At 47.0% G+C, this 20,637-nt stretch carries 18 protein-coding genes; 15 read left to right on the top strand and 3 right to left on the bottom strand.

The annotated features are described in order from the left end of the window. Positions 1-4: 4 nt before the first annotated feature. The 13 genes from bshA to nth all read left to right on the top strand — a co-directional run bounded on the left by bshA (position 5) and on the right by nth (position 12,985). Positions 5-1,135 (top strand): N-acetyl-alpha-D-glucosaminyl L-malate synthase BshA, encoded by a 1,131-nt coding sequence (gene bshA / locus ACXAJH_RS03315; protein ID WP_474993097.1) that lies wholly within the window; start codon positions 5-7, stop codon positions 1,133-1,135. Beyond that, positions 1,125-2,324, top strand: coding sequence for a CCA tRNA nucleotidyltransferase (locus ACXAJH_RS03310; RefSeq protein ID WP_474993095.1), 1,200 nt, complete (start codon positions 1,125-1,127; stop codon positions 2,322-2,324). Before bshA ends, ACXAJH_RS03310 begins: the two co-directional genes overlap by 11 nt. Then, complete coding sequence (locus ACXAJH_RS03305; protein ID WP_474968675.1) at positions 2,300-3,292, top strand: biotin--[acetyl-CoA-carboxylase] ligase; 993 nt, start codon at positions 2,300-2,302, stop codon at positions 3,290-3,292. Before ACXAJH_RS03310 ends, ACXAJH_RS03305 begins: the two co-directional genes overlap by 25 nt. Continuing rightward, the gene (gene panB / locus ACXAJH_RS03300) at positions 3,285-4,106 is read left to right on the top strand and encodes a 3-methyl-2-oxobutanoate hydroxymethyltransferase (protein ID WP_474992017.1); all 822 of its coding nucleotides are present in this window, start codon (positions 3,285-3,287) and stop codon (positions 4,104-4,106) included. The genes ACXAJH_RS03305 and panB overlap by 8 nt, the downstream gene beginning before the upstream one ends. Before the next feature lie 10 nt (positions 4,107-4,116). Next, on the top strand, positions 4,117-4,983 hold the full coding sequence (gene panC / locus ACXAJH_RS03295; protein WP_474993093.1) for a pantoate--beta-alanine ligase: 867 nt from the start codon (positions 4,117-4,119) through the stop codon (positions 4,981-4,983). Positions 4,984-5,002: 19 nt separating this feature from the next. Beyond that, on the top strand, positions 5,003-5,395 hold the full coding sequence (panD, locus tag ACXAJH_RS03290; RefSeq protein WP_474968672.1) for an aspartate 1-decarboxylase: 393 nt from the start codon (positions 5,003-5,005) through the stop codon (positions 5,393-5,395). Between the two features lie 80 nt (positions 5,396-5,475). After that, positions 5,476-8,283 carry an ATP-dependent DNA helicase DinG gene (dinG, locus tag ACXAJH_RS03285; RefSeq protein ID WP_474993091.1) on the top strand — a complete coding sequence of 936 codons (2,808 nt, stop codon included), beginning with the start codon at positions 5,476-5,478 and terminating at the stop codon, positions 8,281-8,283. Positions 8,284-8,355: 72 nt separating this feature from the next. After that, entirely contained in the window at positions 8,356-8,526 is a 171-nt protein-coding gene (locus tag ACXAJH_RS03280; RefSeq protein ID WP_084163023.1) for a YpmA family protein, read from the top strand. Beyond that, a complete protein-coding gene (locus ACXAJH_RS03275) occupies positions 8,489-9,016 on the top strand; it encodes a cell wall elongation regulator TseB-like domain-containing protein (protein ID WP_474993089.1) in 528 nt (175 codons plus the stop codon). Before ACXAJH_RS03280 ends, ACXAJH_RS03275 begins: the two co-directional genes overlap by 38 nt. A gap of 12 nt (positions 9,017-9,028) precedes the next feature. Beyond that, positions 9,029-10,213 carry a pyridoxal phosphate-dependent aminotransferase gene (locus tag ACXAJH_RS03270; protein WP_474968669.1) on the top strand — a complete coding sequence of 395 codons (1,185 nt, stop codon included), beginning with the start codon at positions 9,029-9,031 and terminating at the stop codon, positions 10,211-10,213. Between the two features lie 21 nt (positions 10,214-10,234). Further along, a complete protein-coding gene (gene asnS / locus ACXAJH_RS03265) occupies positions 10,235-11,527 on the top strand; it encodes an asparagine--tRNA ligase (RefSeq protein WP_474968668.1) in 1,293 nt (430 codons plus the stop codon). A gap of 93 nt (positions 11,528-11,620) precedes the next feature. Continuing rightward, positions 11,621-12,316, top strand: coding sequence for a DnaD domain-containing protein (locus ACXAJH_RS03260; protein WP_474968667.1), 696 nt, complete (start codon positions 11,621-11,623; stop codon positions 12,314-12,316). Between the two features lie 9 nt (positions 12,317-12,325). Continuing rightward, positions 12,326-12,985, top strand: coding sequence for an endonuclease III (gene nth / locus ACXAJH_RS03255; protein ID WP_474993087.1), 660 nt, complete (start codon positions 12,326-12,328; stop codon positions 12,983-12,985). 35 nt (positions 12,986-13,020) lie between these two features. Here nth and ACXAJH_RS03250 read toward each other — a convergent pair whose 3' ends face one another. Together ACXAJH_RS03250 and recU are read right to left on the bottom strand one after the other, a co-directional pair. Continuing rightward, positions 13,021-15,705: a PBP1A family penicillin-binding protein gene (locus ACXAJH_RS03250; protein WP_474993086.1), complete on the bottom strand. Its 2,685-nt coding sequence runs from the start codon at positions 15,703-15,705 to the stop codon at positions 13,021-13,023. A gap of 17 nt (positions 15,706-15,722) precedes the next feature. Continuing rightward, entirely contained in the window at positions 15,723-16,313 is a 591-nt protein-coding gene (gene recU / locus ACXAJH_RS03245; protein WP_474968664.1) for a Holliday junction resolvase RecU, read from the bottom strand. A gap of 491 nt (positions 16,314-16,804) precedes the next feature. Here recU and ACXAJH_RS03240 point away from each other — a divergent pair, with 491 nt between their 5' ends. After that, the gene (locus ACXAJH_RS03240; protein ID WP_474968663.1) at positions 16,805-17,071 is read left to right on the top strand and encodes a hypothetical protein; all 267 of its coding nucleotides are present in this window, start codon (positions 16,805-16,807) and stop codon (positions 17,069-17,071) included. A gap of 53 nt (positions 17,072-17,124) precedes the next feature. Next, on the top strand, positions 17,125-17,487 hold the full coding sequence (locus ACXAJH_RS03235; protein ID WP_474968662.1) for a DUF1798 family protein: 363 nt from the start codon (positions 17,125-17,127) through the stop codon (positions 17,485-17,487). Positions 17,488-17,534: 47 nt separating this feature from the next. Here the strand turns inward: ACXAJH_RS03235 and ACXAJH_RS03230 are convergent, their stop codons facing one another. Further along, positions 17,535-20,600, bottom strand: coding sequence for an efflux RND transporter permease subunit (locus ACXAJH_RS03230; RefSeq protein ID WP_474971392.1), 3,066 nt, complete (start codon positions 20,598-20,600; stop codon positions 17,535-17,537). Positions 20,601-20,637 lie beyond the last annotated feature (37 nt).

Raw genomic sequence — 20,637 nt, 5'->3', positions numbered from 1 at the left:
TAGTATGGCTAAAATAGGAATCACCTGCTACCCGACTGTCGGGGGATCAGGTGTCATAGCAACAGAACTGGGTAAGCTGCTCGCTGAAAATGGGCATGAAATACATTTTGTGGCCTCACAGGTACCTTTCCGGCTGAACCGGGTGTATCCGAATATTTATTACCACGAGGTGGAGGTCAGCAGCTATCCTGTCTTTCAGCATCCACCCTATGATTTGGCATTAGCAGCAAAGATGGCGGATGTCATCAATCGTGAAGAGCTGGATATTCTTCACGTGCACTATGCGATGCCGCATGCGGTCTGTGCTATTTTAGCCAAGCAGATGTGTAACCGTGATGTGAAAATTATAACGACCCTTCATGGGACGGATATTACTGTACTGGGGATCGATACGAGCCTTCAGGAAATGATCAAATTCGGTATTGAACAGTCTGACCGTGTGACCGCTGTCTCTCATAGTCTTGTGGACCAGACACAGGAAATGCTACATACAGATCGTTCCATTGATGTGATTTACAACTTCGTTGATGAACGTGAATATTACCGGAAGTCGAACCAGCACTTGAAGGACCATTACGGCATCAAAGATGAGGATGCTGTCTTGATTCACATTTCCAATTTCAGGAAGGTTAAGCGGGTGCCTGATGTGATCCAGACCTTTGCCAAAGTCCGATCGGAAAGACCTGCAAAGCTCCTTCTCGTCGGTGACGGTCCGGAGTATTCCGCCTGTTATCAGCTTGTTCAGGACCTCGGATTGGATGGGGATGTATTATTCCTTGGGAAGCAGGAGAATGTCAGTGATCTGCTTTCCATTGCTGACCTTAAGCTTCTCTTGTCCGAAAAAGAGAGCTTCGGTCTGGTTCTCCTTGAGGCGATGGCCTGCGGTGTTCCGTCCATCGGCACGAATATCGGAGGGATACCTGAAGTTATTGATCACGGTGAAACGGGTTATATAGCTGAACTGGGGAATATTGAACAGACGGCATATTTTGCCAATAAAATCCTTGCTGACACGGACCATCATCACCAAATGTCTGAACGGGCGAAAACAGTCGTGCAGGATAAATTTGCCACAGCCACCATTTTGAATGAATATGAAGAATTGTATCGGCAGGTGCTTGCTGATGAAGCATGACCCTCTTTTTGAACAAGCCTTTGAGGTGATGCAGAGAATTGAGAAAGCCGGTGGCGAAGCGTATATAGCCGGTGGTGCTGTAAGGGATCATGTAAGTGGTAGAGCGGTTGGTGATATCGATATCGCTTCATCCCTGCCTCCTTCGAAAATCCAGGAAATCTTTGAAAAGGTCATTCCTGTTGGTATCGAGCACGGCACGGTCATCGTCAGACACCGATCCATCTCCTATGAGGTGACGACCTTCCGAACAGAATCCGGATATGAGGACTACAGGCATCCCGATGAGGTGACCTTCGTCTCTGATATTCGAACAGATCTTGCCCGGCGGGATTTTACGATGAATGCTATGGCCATGGACAGACAGGGCAGGATCATTGATCCTTTTGATGGGAGAAAGGCAATAAAACATAAACAGATAATGGCTGTCGGTAATCCCTGCGACCGATTTCAGGAAGACCCTTTACGAATGATGAGGGCGGTCCGTTTTTCGAGCCAGCTTTGTTTTGAAGTGACAGGGGCCACAAAAGAGGCGCTGATAAAGCAGGCTCCACTACTCGCGAACATATCGATGGAACGAGTGGCGGAAGAGACACGAAAAACTTTCGCTGGTCAAGGCATAAAGAATGCGCTGGGGCTTCTTGAGGAAACCGGTCTGTTACATCAGCTTCCTTTTCTTAAAGAAACGGGGCTTTTTAAAAATCCTCCGCTCAGCCCTTTGAAATCGTGGCCGGAGATAGCAAACTTTCTCTGTCTTCAGGATTCTTCTTTTCCTGCATCTGCTTTTCTTAAAACATGGAAACGATCGAATCAGGAAAAAAGAGAAACGGATCAACTGATGGAAGCCATGACCCTTTATACGGACGCAGAAGATGTGACCGCATGGCTGGCCTACTGTCTTCCCGAATCATTGTACAGTTCATTTGGCCGTGTCACGGAAGCAGTAGGAATGGATCGTGGCATAAAAGAACGCCTGTTGGATCAGAAGCATCACCTGCCTATCGGCCATAGAAAAGACCTTCAGTTTGAGTCGATGGACTTGATTGCCCTGCACCCGGAAAAAACGAAAGGCCCCTGGATATCAGAAACGATGAAGGCCGTGGAGCGCAATGTAGTCGAAGGGGTGCTGGAGAACGATTATGAAAAAATAAAGGAGTGGGTCATCACATGGAATCCACCCGGAAACATCTGATTGAATTATTGACGAAGCAGGAAGGTCATATTTCCGGACAGCAGTTATCTGAACAGCTGAATATATCAAGGACCGCTGTATGGAAGCATATGAATGAATTGAAAAAAGACGGCTATGAAATCGAAGCGGTTCAACGGAAAGGGTATAAAATCCAAGGGTTCCCGGACAAGATCAGCGAAAACACATTGCAGTGGGGTCTTGAAACCCGGTGGATGGGACATCAGCTGTATCATTATGATCAGGTGGATTCCACACAGGAAATCGTCCATCAGATGGCCAAGCAGGGGAAACCACATGGAACTGTTGTGGTCGCCGATGAACAGGTCGGAGGAAAAGGACGCATGGCCCGTAGCTGGGACTCACCGAAAGGCAAAGGGATATGGATGAGCTTTCTGCTTAAGCCGGATCTGCCACCCGTGGAAGCGCCGCAGTTGACCCTTCTTGCAGCTACGGTTATTGCTAAAATGATTGATGAGCGCTCCGAGCTTGAGCCACAGATCAAGTGGCCGAACGATGTGTTGATCCATCACAAAAAAGTGTCGGGAATTCTTACAGAAATGCAGGCAGAACAGGATACGATCCAGTACATCGTGCTCGGCATCGGCATGAACGTCAATCAGGAGGAGGAAGACATCCCTTCTGATATCCGTTATAAAGCCTCTTCCTTTAAAACCGAGTCCGGTGTTGATTGGAACATACAAAAAACGATCCAGCATTTTCTTACATTGTTTGAATCCTCCTACGACCAGTTCATCCGTGATGGCTTCCAATCGGTCAAAGAAGACTGGGAGAAGTACGGATATAAGATCGGGGAGGACGTCACGATTTCGACGATGAAAGAGACGTGGGAAGCGACTCTTCTCGGAATCGAACCGGATGGAGCTCTGCGCGCCAGGAGAAAGACAGGGGAAGAAGAGAAATTGTATTCAGCGGAAATTCATTGGGGAGAAGGTGGATACCTTGCTTAACAAACAGCAGTTCCTTCAAATGAAACACGATCAAGAAAAAATAACGATGGTGACAAGCTACGATTATCCTTCTGCGAAACTAGTGGAAGCAGCGGGAGCTGATATGATTTTAGTCGGCGACAGTCTTGGTATGACCGTCCTCGGTTATGAATCCACGATTCCTGTGACCGTCGAGGATATGATCCATCACGGAAAAGCGGTCAGCCGCGGGGCAGGCCAAACGTTCAAAGTTGTAGATATGCCGTTCATGTCTTATCACATTTCCACAGCCGATACACTCAGCAACGCGAAAAAGCTGTACCAGGAAACAGACGCACAGGCTTTGAAACTGGAAGGAAGCGGAGAAGTCTCTGAAACCATAGCTAAGCTTGTCAAAGCCGGCATTCCGGTTGTCGGACACATCGGACTGACGCCGCAGTCGGTCAATGTGCTCGGTGGATACAAAGTGCAGGGAAAAGACAAGGAAACCGCTGCGCGTTTACTGGATGAGGCATTGGAAATCGAGAGGGCCGGGGCGATGATGCTCGTTCTTGAATGTGTTCCTCGTCAACTGGCCTCCTTCATAACCGAAAAGCTGGCCATCCCTACCATCGGGATTGGAGCGGGAGCCGACTGTGACGGGCAGGTTCTGGTCTACCATGATCTTCTCAACTATGGAGTGGGGCGCCTCCCTAAATTTGTGAAGTCCTACACCGATGGAAATCAAGCTTTTGGGGACGGGATTACCCGCTATGTCCAAGAGGTTAAAAGCGGGGCATTTCCTGAGGAAAAACATACGTTTACAATGAATATGTCGGGTCTTCCAAAGGAGTAAGTGATTGGGAATGAAAGTATTTGGTAACATTAGAGATGTACAGCAGCATGTAAAACAGGTGAAAAAGGAAGGCCGGACCGTGGGGTTTGTTCCAACGATGGGTTACCTTCATGAAGGACATCTGAAGTTGATCGAGACCGCCCGGAGCGAAAATGACATAGTCATCCTCAGCATTTTCGTCAATCCCCTGCAGTTTGGAGCTGGAGAAGATCTGGATACATATCCCCGCGATGAAGAACGGGACAGAAACCTAGCGGAAGAACACGGCGTGGATGTTTTATTTTTCCCAACCACAGCCATGATGTATCCGGAGCCTATGTCGATTCAGCTGTCTGTCACGAAAAGGACGGATGTGCTGTGTGGAAAAAGCCGGCCCGGACACTTTGACGGGGTGGCCGCGGTTTTGACTAAATTATTCAACATCGTGATGCCCGATCAAGCGTATTTCGGGATGAAGGATGCTCAGCAGGTGGCTGTCGTTGATGCGCTGATCAACGACTTCAATTATGATATCCAACTCGTCCCTGTAGCTACAGTGCGTGAGGAAGACGGCCTTGCCAAGAGCAGTCGTAACGTCCACCTCACAGCAGGGGAAAGAGATGAGGCCCCGGCGATTCAGGAATCGCTGCAGTCAGGAAGGCGGATGGTGGAGGATGGGGAGAGGAGCCCCGCCCGAATCATAGAATCGGTTACAAAGTTTCTCGAAAGCAGAACTCGTGGTAGAATAGACTATATTGAATTATTATCTTATCCTGAATTGACATCTGTGGACGTCATAGACAGGCCTGTTATTCTGGCCGCTGCCGTTTTCTATGAAAAGGCCCGGCTGATTGATAATGTGGTTTTTGACCGGAATGGAAAGATAACAACAGGGTGAGGCACAGGGAGGAAACAAGATGTTTCGAACGATGATGAAATCAAAAATTCATCGCGCCCGTGTTACGGAAGCGAATTTAAACTATGTGGGAAGCATTACGATAGATCAGGATATTCTGGATCAGGCGGGGATTCTTCCCCACGAAAAAGTCCAGGTCGTCAACAATAATAATGGTGCCCGGCTGGAGACCTATGTGATAGCCGGAGAAAGAGGCAGTGGCGTCGTCTGCCTGAACGGAGCAGCCGCCCGTCTCGTGCAGCCCGGTGATATCGTAATCATCGTAGCCTATGCCATGCTCAGTGAGGAAGAGCTTGGGGAATTCCGTCCAAAAATTGCTCTCATGAATGAACAGAATCAGGTCGTGGAAATGATAGAGGAAGAGCCGCCTTTATCAACGCTTCCACTTTATTGAAAGCTTAAAGCATGAGAAGAGGATCTGTGCCTGTCCGTGAAGGCAGGGTCCTTCCTTTTTGTGGTGAAAGTAGGGGTAACATGACAACATTTGCAATCGTAGATTTAGAAACAACAGGAAACGCATCACCTAAAGGAGACCGGATCATTGAGATCGGAATCGTTCTAATGAATGAAGCAGGTTCTGTGATTCGTGAATTCTCTTCTTTGATCTATCCGGAAAGAGACATTCCACCTTTTATTACGTCTCTGACCGGGATTGATGAAGAGGATGTCATGGATGCGCCATTGTTTTCAGAAATAGCTGGGGACATTCATCCATTATTCAAAGATGCTTATATCGTGGCGCATAACATTGAATTTGATCTTGGTTTCCTGAATGATGAACTGCAGAGATGCGGATTTCCACGCTTACATAATCCCATCATTGATACAGTAGAACTGGCCAGGATCATGCTGCCGACTTCCTCTGCTTTTAAACTCGGACATCTGGCTGAAAAGCTGGACATGGGCCATGACCGCCCGCATAGAGCGCTCTCAGATGCCCAGGTGACTGCTGATTTGCTGCAGTATCTGCTGAAACAGATGCAGGCCCTTCCGGAAAGGACACTATCCCAGCTACTGAAAATCGAGGCAAAACTGAAAAGTGACCTGAGGTCCTTTTTCGAGTCTGCGGTAGAGGAAGCGAGGTATCGGAATCAAAAAGACACCGATATCGAAATTTTGTACGGTATAGCTGTCCGGAGCCGCCGCCTGGATGAGGTGCGTTCCGCTTCTTCCTCAATCTTTCCACCTTTTGAACAGTGGAACAAAGAGGTATATGAAGGGGAGAACGGTCTGAAATCAATGGTTCCGGAATATGAAATCCGGAAGGGACAGCAGGAAATGACCTCCCATGTCCACAAGGCTCTGGAAGAGAACCGTCACGCTGTGATCGAAGCAGGGGCCGGTACCGGGAAGTCCGCCGCCTACCTTCTTCCTGCGGTCTATCATGCGGTGAAAAATGATGAGCGTATTTTAATAACGACACATACCAACAGCCTGCAGAAACAGCTTCTGGAAGAAGAAATTCCGAAAATTGAACGGATGTTTCCAAGACCAATCCGTGCCGTTTTATACAAAGGTAAAGGTCATTACATCAGTTTGATTCACTTTCAATATGAGCTTGAGCGCAGCTATCAGGATAATTATGATACAGCTCTGACGAAAGCCATGCTTCTCGTCTGGCTCACTAAAACACGAACCGGTGATATTGATGAAGTTCAGCTTCCTTCGAACGGCCGTCAATTCTGGCATAAGGTTTCAGCCGAGCAGTCCTCTAAAACGGAACAGCTCGGGTATACGGATGATTCCTTTTTCCAGTGGGCGTTGAGAAGAGCGGAAGAGGCTGATATCATCATTACAAACCATGCTCTGTTCTGTCTGGATATCATCAAAGAAGAAACATCCCTGCCTTCCTATGATCGTGCCGTTGTGGATGAGGCCCATCACCTGGAAGCCGTAGCCGGAAGGTATTTCGGCCTGCGGATGAACTACAGGGATCTCCAGAGGTATTTAACGCAGACGACGGAACTTGCCCAGAAAAGTCTGTATAAGGGATGGCCTGTCCCGCAGTCCTTTTACAGTCACCTGAACAAACTCCAAAAGGCCGTGGATGAAGCTAAGGAAGAACTCAGCCAGTTTTCCAGGTACATTTACCAGCATGTGAAAAAGCAAAGAAATTCAAACAGAGGCAGAAGTGATGTAGGGCGGACACAGATGACTCTGGAAAAAGAACGGTCCGCTTCGTTCATGCAGAGTGCGAAGGAAATGTCGAACCGCTTTTTGTCTGCGGTGTTTGTCATAACCGAGCAGTTGACGTCCATGCAGAATGAACTGCAGATTCTTCTTACATTAAAAGAAGACCATGGCATTCCTATCCTTCTTTCGAGAATCCACACGCAAAAGGAAGTCTGTCTGGATATCCGGCATCAGTTGTTCAACTATTTTGATAGTCAGGATGAAGAGAGTGTCCGCTGGATTGAAATTGAAGGGGAAGGGGCAGCCAATTCGATTTACTTGTACAGCGAACCATTGAACACTCCCGGCATTTTGAAGGAACGGTTGTTCAATCAGAAGAAGAGCGTCGTACTGACCAGTGCCACGCTTACAACCGGAGATTCTTTCAAGTACATCCGTGAATCGCTGGGTCTTGGAGATGAACCTGATGTCATCGAGACGTCGATTCCTTCTCCATATCCTTTCCACGAACAGGTGCAGCTGTTGGTACCGGATGACTTTCCTGATATTAAAAACGATCCCGATACATTTATTGAAGCTTTGAGTGAAGCGATTTATTCAACAGCACATGTCACAAACGGACGGATGATGGTGCTCTTCACTTCTTATGATATGCTCCGCCGGACATACAGTCTCTTAAAGGAATTCATAGACCCTGAAGAATTTATGATTTTTGCACAAGGGATTTCGAGCGGAAGCAGAGACCGTTTGAAAAAGAATTTCCAGGCATTCGATCAGGCCATCCTTCTCGGGACGAGTTCCTTCTGGGAAGGTGTGGATATTCCAGGGGATGACTTGTCTTGTCTCATGATGGTGCGGCTGCCTTTCGCACCCCCGGATCAACCTGTGCAGAAGTCGATCGATCAACGTCTGAAGCAGGAAGGGAAAAATGCGTTTATGGAAAAGTCCCTTCCGCAGGCAATCATCCGATTTAAACAGGGGTTCGGGCGGCTGATTAGAAGCAGCAGTGACCGAGGCGTTGTCATCGTGTGTGATCAGCGTCTGATGGAATCGAAGTATGGGAAGTATTTCTTATCATCCCTTCCTGATATACCGGTCGTTTATGATTCGACAAAAAAACTAATGGACCGGATTGAAAACTGGCTGTAACCGATACCCTGGTGCGGAAAGAGCTGTTATAATTACAATCGGGCACAGGCCTGGTAAAGGGAGGAAGAAACGATGGAAAACAAAATAGAAACGTTATCTACAGTTAAAATTAAAAAGACAGATGACCTCTATAAAGTGGTAGACACATTGAATCGCACATTGAAAGAAGATAACCTAATGTTTGGAATGGCGCTGGATGATGACGATGCTGAAACCGCAGTCTTCACCATATACCGTACCTAAGTGGGTCAAATGGGGCGGCGGAATTCTCGCTGGACTTGTTCTTCTTTTACTTATTTTTTTCATCTGGATGTATACACAAATTAATCAGGACAGAACCGCAGGGCATGAACAGGCCGCAGCTTTTGCCGTGCAGAAAACGAATATGACGGCCGTGGATCAGGTTGAAACGTACAACGGGGAAACAGAAGTGTTCGTCGTAAAAGGGGAAGCGTCAGACGGAGAAGCCTCGCTCGTTTTCATCAATGAAGCAGTCGACACGGTTTTGACCGATGTGAATCAAGCTGAAGTTCTCTCAGAAGAACAACTGATCAGCCGGTGGTCCTCGAATTGTCCGGACTGCCGTTTCAAGGATGTCTCCTACGGATACGAAGAGGAACAGCCTGTCTATGAGCTCGTTTATACTGATGAGCAGGGCAGATATGTACTTGATTATTTTACATTAAGTGGAGAATCCTTTGATCAGAGGTTTGCGTTCCGACAAAACAATTAAGGAGTGAGGTTCATGAAGTTAGCAGAACGTGTACAATCATTAACACCATCCACTACATTAGCGATTACAGCCAAGGCGAAAGCGTTGAAGGCAGAAGGACACGATGTCATCGGACTTGGAGCGGGAGAACCGGACTTCAATACGCCTTCTTATATTCTGGACGCTGCAAAAAAAGCCATGGATGATGGATTGACCAAATACACACCAGCGGGTGGAATTCCTGAATTGAAAGTAAGCATCACCGATAAATTGAAGCGCGATCAGGCGCTGACGTATTCCAACGAACAAATCATTGTAACAACAGGAGCCAAACACGCCCTGTTTACGCTCTTCCAGGTTATTTTGAATCCAGGGGACGAAGTGATCGTTCCTGCTCCTTACTGGGTGAGCTATCCGGAACAAATCAAACTGGCACAGGGGAATCCGGTCATTGTGCCGGCTGAAGAAGCCAATCACTTTAAATTGACTCCAGAGCAGTTGAGAGCGTCCATTACCGATCAAACCAAAGCGGTGATTATCAATTCACCGAGCAATCCGACAGGTATGATGTATTCTGAAGAGGAACTGAAAGCTCTTGGAGAAATCTGTCTTGAACACGGGTTGTTAATCGTGTCGGATGAAATTTATGAAAAATTGATTTATACCGAAGAAAAGCATGTTTCCATTGCGCAGCTATCTGATGAGTTATACAATCAGACAGTGATCATCAATGGGGTATCCAAATCCCATTCTATGACAGGATGGAGAATCGGATTCGCAGCGGGTCCAAAAGAGATTATAAAAGGAATGACCAATATGGCTTCCCATTCCACATCAAATCCAACTTCTATTGCCCAGTATGCGGCACTTGCCGCCTATAAAGGCTCAGAAGAAAAAGTAGTGGAAATGAAAAAAGCATTCAAGGAAAGGCTGGACGTTCTTCATGAGCTCCTTCTGGAGATTCCTGGAGTGAAATGTGCCAAACCTTCCGGTGCCTTCTACTTGTTCCCGAACGTTCAGGAGACCGCTTCCCTATGCGGATTTTCATCTGTTGACGACATGGTGAAAGCACTATTGGATGAAGAAAAAGTCGCTCTGGTTCCCGGATCCGGTTTTGGAAGTCCTGAGAACGTAAGGCTTTCTTATGCAACCTCCCTGGAGCAGCTGGAGGAAGCAGCCGGACGGATCAAGCGGTTCGTCGAGAAACATCAATCATAAAGCAGTGTTGGAGGTATTCGTGTGAAAACAACGATTTCAGAAGCAGCTAAACAAATTGGAAAAGAAGTCACCATTGGTGGCTGGTTAAGTAATAAGCGGTCCAGCGGAAAGATCGCCTTCCTGCAGCTCCGTGACGGTACAGGATTCATGCAGGGGATCGTCGTTAAAGCGGACATCGGCGAAGAAAAGTTCCAGGAGGCCAAAGGACTTACCCAGGAAACCTCTCTTTATGTGACCGGTGTCATTGCAGAGGATACAAGGTCCCCCCTCGGCTATGAAATGCAGGTGACAGGGTTTGAAGTAATTCAGGAAGCGGTCGACTACCCGATTACGCCAAAGGAACACGGAACAGAATTTCTTATGGATCACCGCCACCTGTGGCTCCGTTCCAAGCGTCAGCATGCGGTTATGAAAGTGCGGAACGAAATTATCCGTGCAACGTATGAATTTTTCAATACGAACGGCTATGCAAAAATTGATCCACCAATCCTGACCGGTTCCTCAGCAGAAGGATCCACGGAACTGTTCCATACGAAGTATTTCGAAGAGGATGCCTATCTCTCTCAAAGTGGACAGCTTTATATGGAAGCGGCAGCGATGGCATTCGGACGCGTTTTCAGTTTTGGACCAACGTTCCGTGCGGAAAAATCTAAAACACGTCGTCACTTGATTGAGTTTTGGATGATTGAGCCGGAGATGGCCTTTATGGATCACGAGGACAGCCTGGAAGTTCAGGAACAGTATGTCAGCCATGTGGTCCAGTCAGTATTGGACAACTGCAGAATCGAGCTCGATACACTCGGCCGTGACACAGAAAAACTGGAAAAAATCAAGGCACCGTTCCCTAGAATCAGCTACGATGATGCCGTGACGCTGTTGAAGGAAAAAGGATTTGATGACATTGAGTGGGGAGAAGACTTCGGTGCACCGCATGAAACGGCTATTGCCGAAGCTTATGACAAACCGGTGTTCATCACCAATTACCCGGCAGAAATCAAAGCATTTTACATGAAGCCGGATCCGGAACGTCCGGAAGTAGTATTATGCGCAGACATGATCGCTCCTGAAGGGTATGGCGAAATCATCGGTGGATCCCAGCGTATTGATGATCTTGAGCTGATGAAACAGCGTTATGAAGAACACGGCCTTTCCGGAGATGCCTATAAATGGTACCTGCAGCTTCGTGAGTATGGCAGCGTGCCTCACTCAGGTTTTGGACTGGGCTTAGAACGGACAGTCGCCTGGATCGCAGGTGTCGAACACGTGCGTGAAACGATTCCATTCCCACGTCTGCTTAACCGCCTGTATCCATGATAAAATAGACGGCAGAGAAAAACACCGATGTTCAGCCTACGGCTTATCGGTGTTTTTCATTCCATGAGCAAGTATAGGAACGGAGGAATTCATTTGGGAAAATACCAAAGCTTTCAAGACATCCTTGATAACCAAATAGTCGTTCCCAAACAGCTGCTGATGCATTATCACCAGTTGAATATGGATGAAACCGAATTGGTTGTCCTGCTGCAGATTCACAGGTTCGGAACAGAAGGAAATGATTTTCCGACACCTGAACAAATCGCAGAGCATTTATCTATCACAAGCCAGGACTGTTCAAAAGTTCTGCGCAGCCTTATTCAAAAACGATTGATGACCATTGAGCAGAACCATAACGAACATCAGGTGCTCAATGAGCGTTATTCTCTTGAACCATTATGGGAGAAACTGTTCACCGTGAACAAGGCGCGTCCGCAAAAGGAAACGAATTATGATGATAACATCTTTCCATTGTTTGAACAGGAATTCGGCAGACCTTTGTCACCATTTGAGATTGAAACGATCAACATCTGGCTGGATGAGGAAGAACAGTCGCCAGCTTTAATTAAAGCTGCTTTAAGAGAAGCTGTATTGATGAGCAAGCTTAATTTCAAATACATCGACCGTATCCTGAGGGAATGGAAGAAAAAAGGGATCCGCACGGTGGAGCAGGCCAGAGAGCAGGGAAAACAGTTCCGTCAGGGCCAGCCCGCTCAGCGGACACAGAATCAGGAAAGAAAAAAGAGGGATATTTCTCTCTATTACAACTGGCTGGAGGAGGATTCATAAAAAAGGCTCATGTTAAATAAATCACAAATTCGTTACTGCCTGGATATTTTCGAATCGATGTATCCGAATGCTGAATGTGAATTAAACCATACCAACCCATTTGAACTTCTTGTAGCTGTCGTCTTATCTGCTCAGGCGACGGATGCGCTGGTGAACAAAGTGACTCCGGATTTATTTGCCAAATATAAAAGTCCGGAAGATTATGTGAACGTACCGCTGGAAGAACTCCAGAATGACATCAAGCGGATTGGACTATTCCGTAACAAAGCCAAAAATATTAAAAAGTTGTCGGAGACCCTGCTTGAAAAGTATGACGGCGAAGTTCCCCCCACAAAAGAACAGCTGGAAAGCCTCGCCGGGGTGGGGAGGAAAACGGCAAATGTTGTTGCCTCGGTTGCTTTTGATGAACCAGCCATCGCCGTGGACACACACGTGGAACGTGTTTCCAAGCGGCTTGGCATCTGCCGCTGGAAGGATTCCGTCCTTGAAGTAGAAAAAACATTGATGCGGAAAGTCCCGGTAGAGGAGTGGAGCGTCACGCATCACCGGATGATCTTTTTCGGGCGCTATCACTGCAAAGCCCAGCGTCCCAACTGTGAAGAATGTTCACTGCTTTCCCTTTGCAGGGAGGGGCAGAAGAGAATGAAAAAGAAAGAAAAAAACGGATGAAAATACCCGTACGCATAAAAGCGTACGGGTATTTTTTACTCTTCTTCTTCATCTTCTTCATTTTGCTGCAGCTCTGTATCATTTTCTTCCTGAGGAGGCTGCTCTTCTGAGCCGCCTCCTTCACCAGAATTTTCTCCGGAATTTCCATTATCAGTGTCCGAATTGCTGTTATCTTCGTTATTCTGCTCGTTGTTTTCGTTCTCTTGATTGTTCTCCTGTTCTTCTTCAGGAAGAGTTTCACTTTCCTCCCCGTTTCCTTCTTCTCCATCGGAGTTTTCATCAGCTTCTTCGGTTTCTTCTGCTGGTTCCTGCTCTTCAGAAGGTGGTTCTTCATCACTATTTTCTTCGGTTTCTTCCGTTTCTTCGGTTTCCTCCGGTTCTTCTTCCGGTTCTTCATCTCCGATAGAACCAGGTGTCTGAACACGGACAGTGGCAGGATCGCTGTTTTCAGCTTCTTCGTTATCGCTGATGGCAACGACGGAAAATTCATAGGTGGCAGCAGGGTCGATGCTGGTAATTTCCACGCTGGTATCCTTCGTCGTTGTAAGCTGTCTGCTTTCACTGCCGTTAATGGATGCAGCGATACGGAAAGTTACGCCATCAGTACTGCCATAATTCCAGTTCAAATCAATCGTCGATGACTCTTCATTGAATTGACCGGACAACCCTTCAACAGGGTCAAGCTTCTGGAATACCTGTGACACTTTGGAAGGCTGATTGTCTACATGAAAGAGCTCTGTAACGATCCGGCTTTCCGGGGTGTAATCACTCGGAAGGCGGGCGGGATTGGATCCTTCCTCAACATCCACCCAGGATACGGAATCAGGTTTCGTAAAGTCAGCCGTATCCTTACCTTGAGAAATCTGGGTCATCAAAGGTTTAAATATCTGTTTAGGAATATTTCTAGCTGCATCTGACAGTCCACGGGAGTTATCTTCTCCGTACCCCGTCCAGATGGAGATGGAATAATTCGTCGTATAACCGCTGAACCATGAGTTGTTGGCTACATCTCCAATGTTCGTGGTTCCTGTTTTCCCGGCTTCTGGAAGGCTGGGCACGTTGGCGGACGTACCTGAACCTTCACTCATCGTGGTCTGCAGCATGTTGGATACCATATAAGCGGTGGCACTGCTCATAGCTGAAGACGGTTCAGGTTTTAAGTCAATCGTACCTTCTCCGGGAATTTCAACACTTTCAACAGTGTAAGGCTCCACGTAGACGCCTTCATTGCCAAAGGCCGCATAAGCGCCTGCCATCTGGAGAGGGTTCATTCCTGTCGATCCTCCTCCAATGGCATCGTTCAAGGACATGCCTTCTTCTCCAAAGTCAACGCCGAGTCCTTCGGCAAAGTCCTGAGCCTTATCCACGCCGACTTCCTGCAGAAGTTTAATGGTAGGGATGTTTAATGAGCGGCTTAAGGCATAGCGGGCAGAAACCCAGCCTCTAAACTGATTGTCAAAGTTATTCGGCGACCAGTCACCAAAGTCTGTTTGTTCATCATTGAGCTGATGATAGGTGGAAATTTTATTGTATTCAACCGCCGGCCCGTAAGCAGCAATCGGCTTGAAAGTGGAGCCGGGCTGGCGGTTGATGTCTGTTGCAAAGTTGAAGCCTTCTTTCTGATAGTTCCGTCCTCCACCGATGGCTTTGACAGCACCTGTCTGGGTATCCGTTACAGCAAGACCGGTTTCCAGTTCATCGTCGGGCCAGGAAATACCGCCTTCATCGCTGAGGAGCTGCTGGACATAATCCTGTGTATCCGTGTCCAAGGTTGTATAAATGTTCAATCCGTCTTTGTAAATATCGGCGCCATCCATTTTTTCTTCAACTTCCTTGGCTACTTTGTCAATGAAGGCCTGGTAGGGAGTCGCTTCTTCCTGTTGTCTTTCGACCAGCATGTCCTCAATTTCAACATTTCTCGCTTCATCAGCCTCGGCTTCTGTGATTTTCCCGTGCTGGACCATCAGGCTCAGGACGGTATTCATCCTGTCTTTGGCAAGATCCGGGTTCTCAAAAGGCATGTATCCACTTGGACGCTGGGGCAGACCGGCAAGCAAAGCGGCTTCCGGCAGAGTTAGTTCATTCAGGTCTTTTTTACCGAAATACGTTTCTGCGGCTTCTGCTACCCCGTAGGCACCTGCGCCGTAATAGATCTTGTTCAGGTACATCTCCAGAATTTCTTCCTTGGAATATTCCTGGTCGAGTTTAATGGCCAGATACTGTTCCTGAACTTTTCGCTTAATCGTTTTTTCTGTTGTCAGGAAGGACTCCTTGACAACCTGCTGGGTAATCGTACTGGCACCCTCGGCACCAAATCCGCCTGTGATGTTGGCTAGAATGGCCCCGCCGATTCTTTGGAAGTCAATACCGATATGATCGTAAAAGCGGACATCTTCCGTAGCCAGCACCGCATCTTCCATGACCGCAGGAATATCATCGTACGTAATTTTTGTACGCCTTTCATCCCCGGCGAGATCAGCAATAAGTTCACCGTCATCGTCATACACTTTCGAAGAAAAAGGATCGGATAATTTCTCTTCATCCAGAGCGGGGGCGGAAACAGCATAATAAGTAAATAATGCACCGACACCGATCATCAGAACGATTCCTATGGTTAACAGGGTCATAAAGATTTTTTTGAACTTTGATGTTCCTTTAGTTTTTTTCGATGATTTCATTTGTTTTCGTCGTGCTGTACGCGACTGGCTATCGTTTGCCATGTTACATATCCTCCATTTCAGAAATAAAGCTTATCTAAAACCCCGGCGTAATCAATCCGGGCCTGGTAACGAAAAGGAATACGAAAACCTTCCTTGTCAATACTGTTGTAGGGGATCGATTTCCGACCTCCGTTCTGCTGATCATCCCAATAGGCGAACAGCGTCGAAGAGGGTAGAAGGTAGACCTCATCCCTGGGTGTGAATTTAATAATGAAAAAGCTGATGCCCCCGTGTTTTTCCACGGCTTTCATATGATCCACCTGATGCTGATGGACATTACTGAGTGGAAAAGACGTTTTATTCTTCGTCTCTTTTGCCTCAAAATCAATGTACCTGCCACGATAGACACCATTATAGTCTGTCGTGGACGCCTGTTTAAAATAAGCTTCCTTAATAACGGCCGCACTGCGCTTTGGGTAATCCACCTGAACGATCTGTACGGGTGTCGGTTTTTTGTGGATGACCGCCGTTCCGGCCTGCAGATAATATTCATTCGTTAAATTAATGTCTTCTTCAAGGGTCATTCCTCTGTTGCTGAATTCTGGTTTTGTCTTTCCTTGGGGAGCAGCATGACGGCTTGGGCTGCGTCTCCCGTTGGGATAATTCAATGTTTTTCCCTCCCTGTAGCCATGAGAGTATCATACCAAAATTTACGCTCCACGCATATATACTAATGGTTCAATTCTTATAGACGTTTGAACCAGAGGAAAGTTTCATTTTGTCACAATTCCGACACAGAAAGATTCAGCACCAGGGAAATTTCCCTATGAACAGACATGTTAAACCTGTATATATAGTCCTTCGAAAATCCCTTTACGTTTGTGAGGATAAAAAAACTGCTGCTAAAAGAAATAGCAGCAGCATCATCCTTATGTGGCCGGTCGGTTTTCTCCCGCCAGCTTAGGATTGTCAGTCTCGGCTTTCACCGGTTTTTTCTTCTTCTTATCTTTTTTTCCTGCCATGTGTACTCCTCCTTTAATGTCGAAGGTAATGATGGTTTTGACTTGTTTTGTTGCTTTAGTTCTAGTCTTGTCATTCCTAAAGGAGATATGCATGGGGAAGAGAATTTGTTATGTATCCAATAAAGGGGGAGATGCCCATGACCAAGCCGATTGTCGTCACGCCTGAGGAATTTGAGCGTCAGCTTTTTCAGCTGCAGGAAAAATTCTCACTCCTTGAAAGAAGAATGTCCTTGAAAGCGGATGAAATTGTTTTCTCCATGACGGTCGCCCACCGGAAAGAAGTGGATGATTTAAAGGAAGAGGTTTTGAACCTGCAGGGTGAGTTGAGGCATATGAAAAAAGAAAAACGCCAGGCTTACATGGGAAGAATCGCGCAGCAGGCTAAGAAAAGGTCTGTCGGATAAAATTGATGCCATCCCTGCCCGCATGATAGAGTAGAAAGGAAAGGTGTGGGAGGATGTCGTTAAAAGAATATACACTGGAATTGAAATCCTTGATCGATCAACAGCATAAACGCTTTCTCCAGACAGATGGACCTGTGGACAGAAACAACCGGGATTTCTTCGAACATGTGAAGGAAAAAACGAAACCGATGTTCGAGGTCAACCATCAATGGATGGAGGAAGCGGAGCAGTTTGTGAAAAATAGAGAATCGTCCGTTCACCCGAATCAGGTGAAATCGACACATGAAAATATTGAGATGATCATTCTCCACAGCTATTACCTGGATGTGGATCGCAAACGGTTCAAGGAATTATATCAGTCATCCCATTATGTGCTGGATATGATTTTGAGTGATATCGAAAAAAGGTCATCGTAAGAAAATAATAAAACCGGAGCTGATGAAGTCAGCTCCGGTTTTATTTGTTAGGCCCGCTTTTCCCTTTTCGTCACTTTTGCGAAAATCAAATAGAACGAAGGAACGAGCAGTAATGTGAGTATTGTGGAAAAAGCAAGCCCGGAAACGATCGATACAGCTAATGGCCTGAATAAGACATCGCCGGAAAAGATGATCGGTGTTAATGCAGCGATGGATGTCAGGGAAGTCAGGACAATGGGACGGATTCTAGCACGTCCTGCTTCAATGACGGCTTCTGTTGTCGTCGCATAGGAGCCGAGATTCTGCTCAATGAATTCCACCAGAATGACGGAATTTCGAACGACTATGCCGGACAAGGATACGATACCCAGAACAGCCAGGAAGCTGAGTGGTTCACCTGAAACGAATAGTCCTACAATGGCACCCGTGACAGCGAGGAATACCGTTCCAGTAATCAGCAGCGGCATAAACAGGGAGTTGAATTGAACGGCAATGGTTAAATAGATCAGGAACAGAACGATTACAAATAACTTGGATACTTCAATGAAGAATTCCGTCTGCGCGTCATTCTGTCCGGTTTCTACAAGAGAATAACCTTCAGGCAGGTTCTCTTTAATGGAGGCGGTCACTTCTTCAGCTTTACTGGAAAATTCATCCTCGGAACCTTCCTGTGGATAGGCTTCGATCGTTAATGTGCGTTCTCCGTTTAAGTGAGGGATGACTCCGATGCCTTCCGTTTCCTCAACAGAGACTACTTCATCCAGTGTAAACGTTTCAGGCGGCCCGTTTTCACTGTTTGAAGCAGCTACGCGGAGTTCTTCAAGAACTGCTCCTTCTTCGCTGCCATCATCCAGGATGACTTGGAGAGGCAGGCGTGTGACACCATTGTCGAATGTACCCAGCGGTGCGCCTGAATTGGCCAGCTGAAGCTGGGATACAACGGTATCAACGGCAATGCCATTCTCAGCAAGCAGAGCTCTGTCAGGGATATATTCAACAAACGGCTGATTTTTATCGGCGTTGATGGTTACAATTTCGGATTCCTCAATAGAGGCAAACTCTTGCTCAGCCTGCTCAGCCGTTTCAAACAACTGATTGATATCCGGGCCTTGAATCTTCACTTGAACAGGTGGAGAAGGCGGCGGACCTGATACGATGGTCTCCAGGAATATTTCCGCATCTGGAAACTCATTGCGAAGCGGTTCCTCCCATTTTTCAATAAAAGCGGAAGCGCTTGTTTCTTCCCTGTCCACCCGGATGAGCACCTGTCCGGTATTTTCTCCAGTCTGCTGGAGTCCGGAGCTGAACAGATTCGGAAGGCCTGTACCTGCGTAAGTGGCTGTTTCCGTTACGGGTTCCTCCGAATCCTCGATAAAGCGTACCATATCCTGCAGGGTTGTTTCTGTGTCCTCAAGCGTTGTTCCTTTCGGATTTTCCACATTGATAGTCACTTCAGGTCTGTCGGCAGCCGGGAAAAATTCAAATGGAATTTTAACGGCAAGCAGGGCAAGCAGGATGCAGATCACGATTCCGGATCCAGCCGTCACCCATGGCCGTTTCGTCGTTTTAGGAAGCAGACGGCCGGCATAGACACGCTCAAGCCGGTCGAAAAGCCCGCCCAGCAAGCCTGTTTTAGATTTTTTCTTTTGTTTGGTTTTCCGTTTCCTCGCATACTGGACCGTTGGAATCAGTGTGAGTGCGATAATGGTGGAAGCGGTGATTGTAAAAATCAATACAGAAGGAAGCGCTCGAATGAAATCGCCGTTAGTCCCTGAAAGGAACATGAGCGGAAAGAAACTGAAAATGATCATTAATGTAGAGGTCACTATGGATTTTCCTACTTCTCTTACTCCTCGTACCGTTCCTTCAAGAGGACCGTCTCCCAGTTGAAACCTGCGTTGTATATTATCGTTGACCACGATGGCGTCATCAACCAGTATACCGATGGCTATGATCATGCCGATGATGGAAATCTGGTTAAGGTCAACGCCTACATACGGAAGCGGAATCAAGCCGATTATGATGGAAACAGGTATAGCCAGGGCGACCAGAACGGCCGATGATAGAGGCAGACCCAGGACCATGATTACGATAACAGCAAGCAGCGATATTCCAAAGGAAGTGATTAAGTTCGTAAACACTTCTTCAATAACGGTACTTTGGGTATAAAATTGTTCGACTTCTATGTTTTCAGGCAGATCCCCGCTCAATTCTTTGACCTGTCCGGTGATCTGTTCCTGCAGTGCGGATATGTTGACTCCTTCTTCAGCGAGAATCGTTACAGAAAGAGCCGGCTTTCCTTTATAGATAATACGATCTTCCAATGCTTTGTCTGTGATTGTCGTTTCCCCTGCATCGGATAAGGAAAGAGGGGATCCGTCAGGGCTGGTGCCTATATTTAACCCGCCCAGTTCCTCTGCACTTTCGTACTTTTGAAACAGCAGCTGCTTAATTTCACCATTGGTTTCCTCTGTTCCAATAGCGGAAGGACTGATTTCCTGCTGGAGTTTTTGAATGACAGCCACAGGTGTGAGCTGGTTTTCCTCGAGGAATTCATTGTCTAGTGAAACGGTCAACTGCTCGTCCGGCAGCCCTTTGACCAAAATCGACTGGACCCCTGTGATGGAGGTGAGTTTTTCTTCCCACACCTTTATGTCACTGCGCAGGTCATACAGACTTTCCTGTTCATCAGCAGTCAGGTTATAGGAAGCGACAGCAGACATAGTCGTGTCTGTATTGACTTCAGGTTCCTGAACCTCATCAGGGAACCCGCGGGAAACATCGGATACGGCTTGTCTGATTTGAGAATTCACCGTATCTACAGAGGCCCCGCCTGCCAGGGACGCTGTTACAGACCCGAAACCTGATGTAGAGGCGGAAGTGAGTTCGTCCACACCTTCAAGCGAAGATAATTCCTCTTCAAGAGGGTTGATAATGGTACTTTCCACTTCCTGGGGCGTGGCTCCAGGGTAAACCGTGGAAATGGAAGCGACGTTCACGTTAATTTCAGGAATTTCCCGTTTGGGAAGCTGCAGGTACGTGAAGATACCTGTAAACAATAATAGTAAAATAAATACCCATACAATCTTGTTGTATTGTAATAGTGTCTTCATGTGCTTTCCTCCCTTATTCTTTATGTGCTTCTCCAGT

It is taken from the genome of Halobacillus sp. ABD4_316 (assembly GCF_056161385.1).
This window is presented reverse-complemented; position numbering and strand designations above follow the sequence as displayed.

Coding starts and splice junctions, on each gene's coding strand:
- ACXAJH_RS03305 (WP_474968675.1), top strand. CDS start 2,300: ATGGAATCCACCCGGAAACATCTGATTGAATTATTGACGAAGCAGGAA.
- ACXAJH_RS03235 (WP_474968662.1), top strand. CDS start 17,125: ATGTCGTTAAAAGAATATACACTGGAATTGAAATCCTTGATCGATCAA.
- bshA (WP_474993097.1), top strand. CDS start 5: ATGGCTAAAATAGGAATCACCTGCTACCCGACTGTCGGGGGATCAGGT.
- ACXAJH_RS03240 (WP_474968663.1), top strand. CDS start 16,805: ATGACCAAGCCGATTGTCGTCACGCCTGAGGAATTTGAGCGTCAGCTT.
- ACXAJH_RS03270 (WP_474968669.1), top strand. CDS start 9,029: ATGAAGTTAGCAGAACGTGTACAATCATTAACACCATCCACTACATTA.
- ACXAJH_RS03230 (WP_474971392.1), bottom strand. CDS start 20,600: ATGAAGACACTATTACAATACAACAAGATTGTATGGGTATTTATTTTA.
- ACXAJH_RS03310 (WP_474993095.1), top strand. CDS start 1,125: ATGAAGCATGACCCTCTTTTTGAACAAGCCTTTGAGGTGATGCAGAGA.
- ACXAJH_RS03280 (WP_084163023.1), top strand. CDS start 8,356: ATGGAAAACAAAATAGAAACGTTATCTACAGTTAAAATTAAAAAGACA.
- nth (WP_474993087.1), top strand. CDS start 12,326: ATGTTAAATAAATCACAAATTCGTTACTGCCTGGATATTTTCGAATCG.
- panC (WP_474993093.1), top strand. CDS start 4,117: ATGAAAGTATTTGGTAACATTAGAGATGTACAGCAGCATGTAAAACAG.
- ACXAJH_RS03250 (WP_474993086.1), bottom strand. CDS start 15,705: ATGGCAAACGATAGCCAGTCGCGTACAGCACGACGAAAACAAATGAAA.
- dinG (WP_474993091.1), top strand. CDS start 5,476: ATGACAACATTTGCAATCGTAGATTTAGAAACAACAGGAAACGCATCA.
- panD (WP_474968672.1), top strand. CDS start 5,003: ATGTTTCGAACGATGATGAAATCAAAAATTCATCGCGCCCGTGTTACG.
- ACXAJH_RS03275 (WP_474993089.1), top strand. CDS start 8,489: ATGCTGAAACCGCAGTCTTCACCATATACCGTACCTAAGTGGGTCAAA.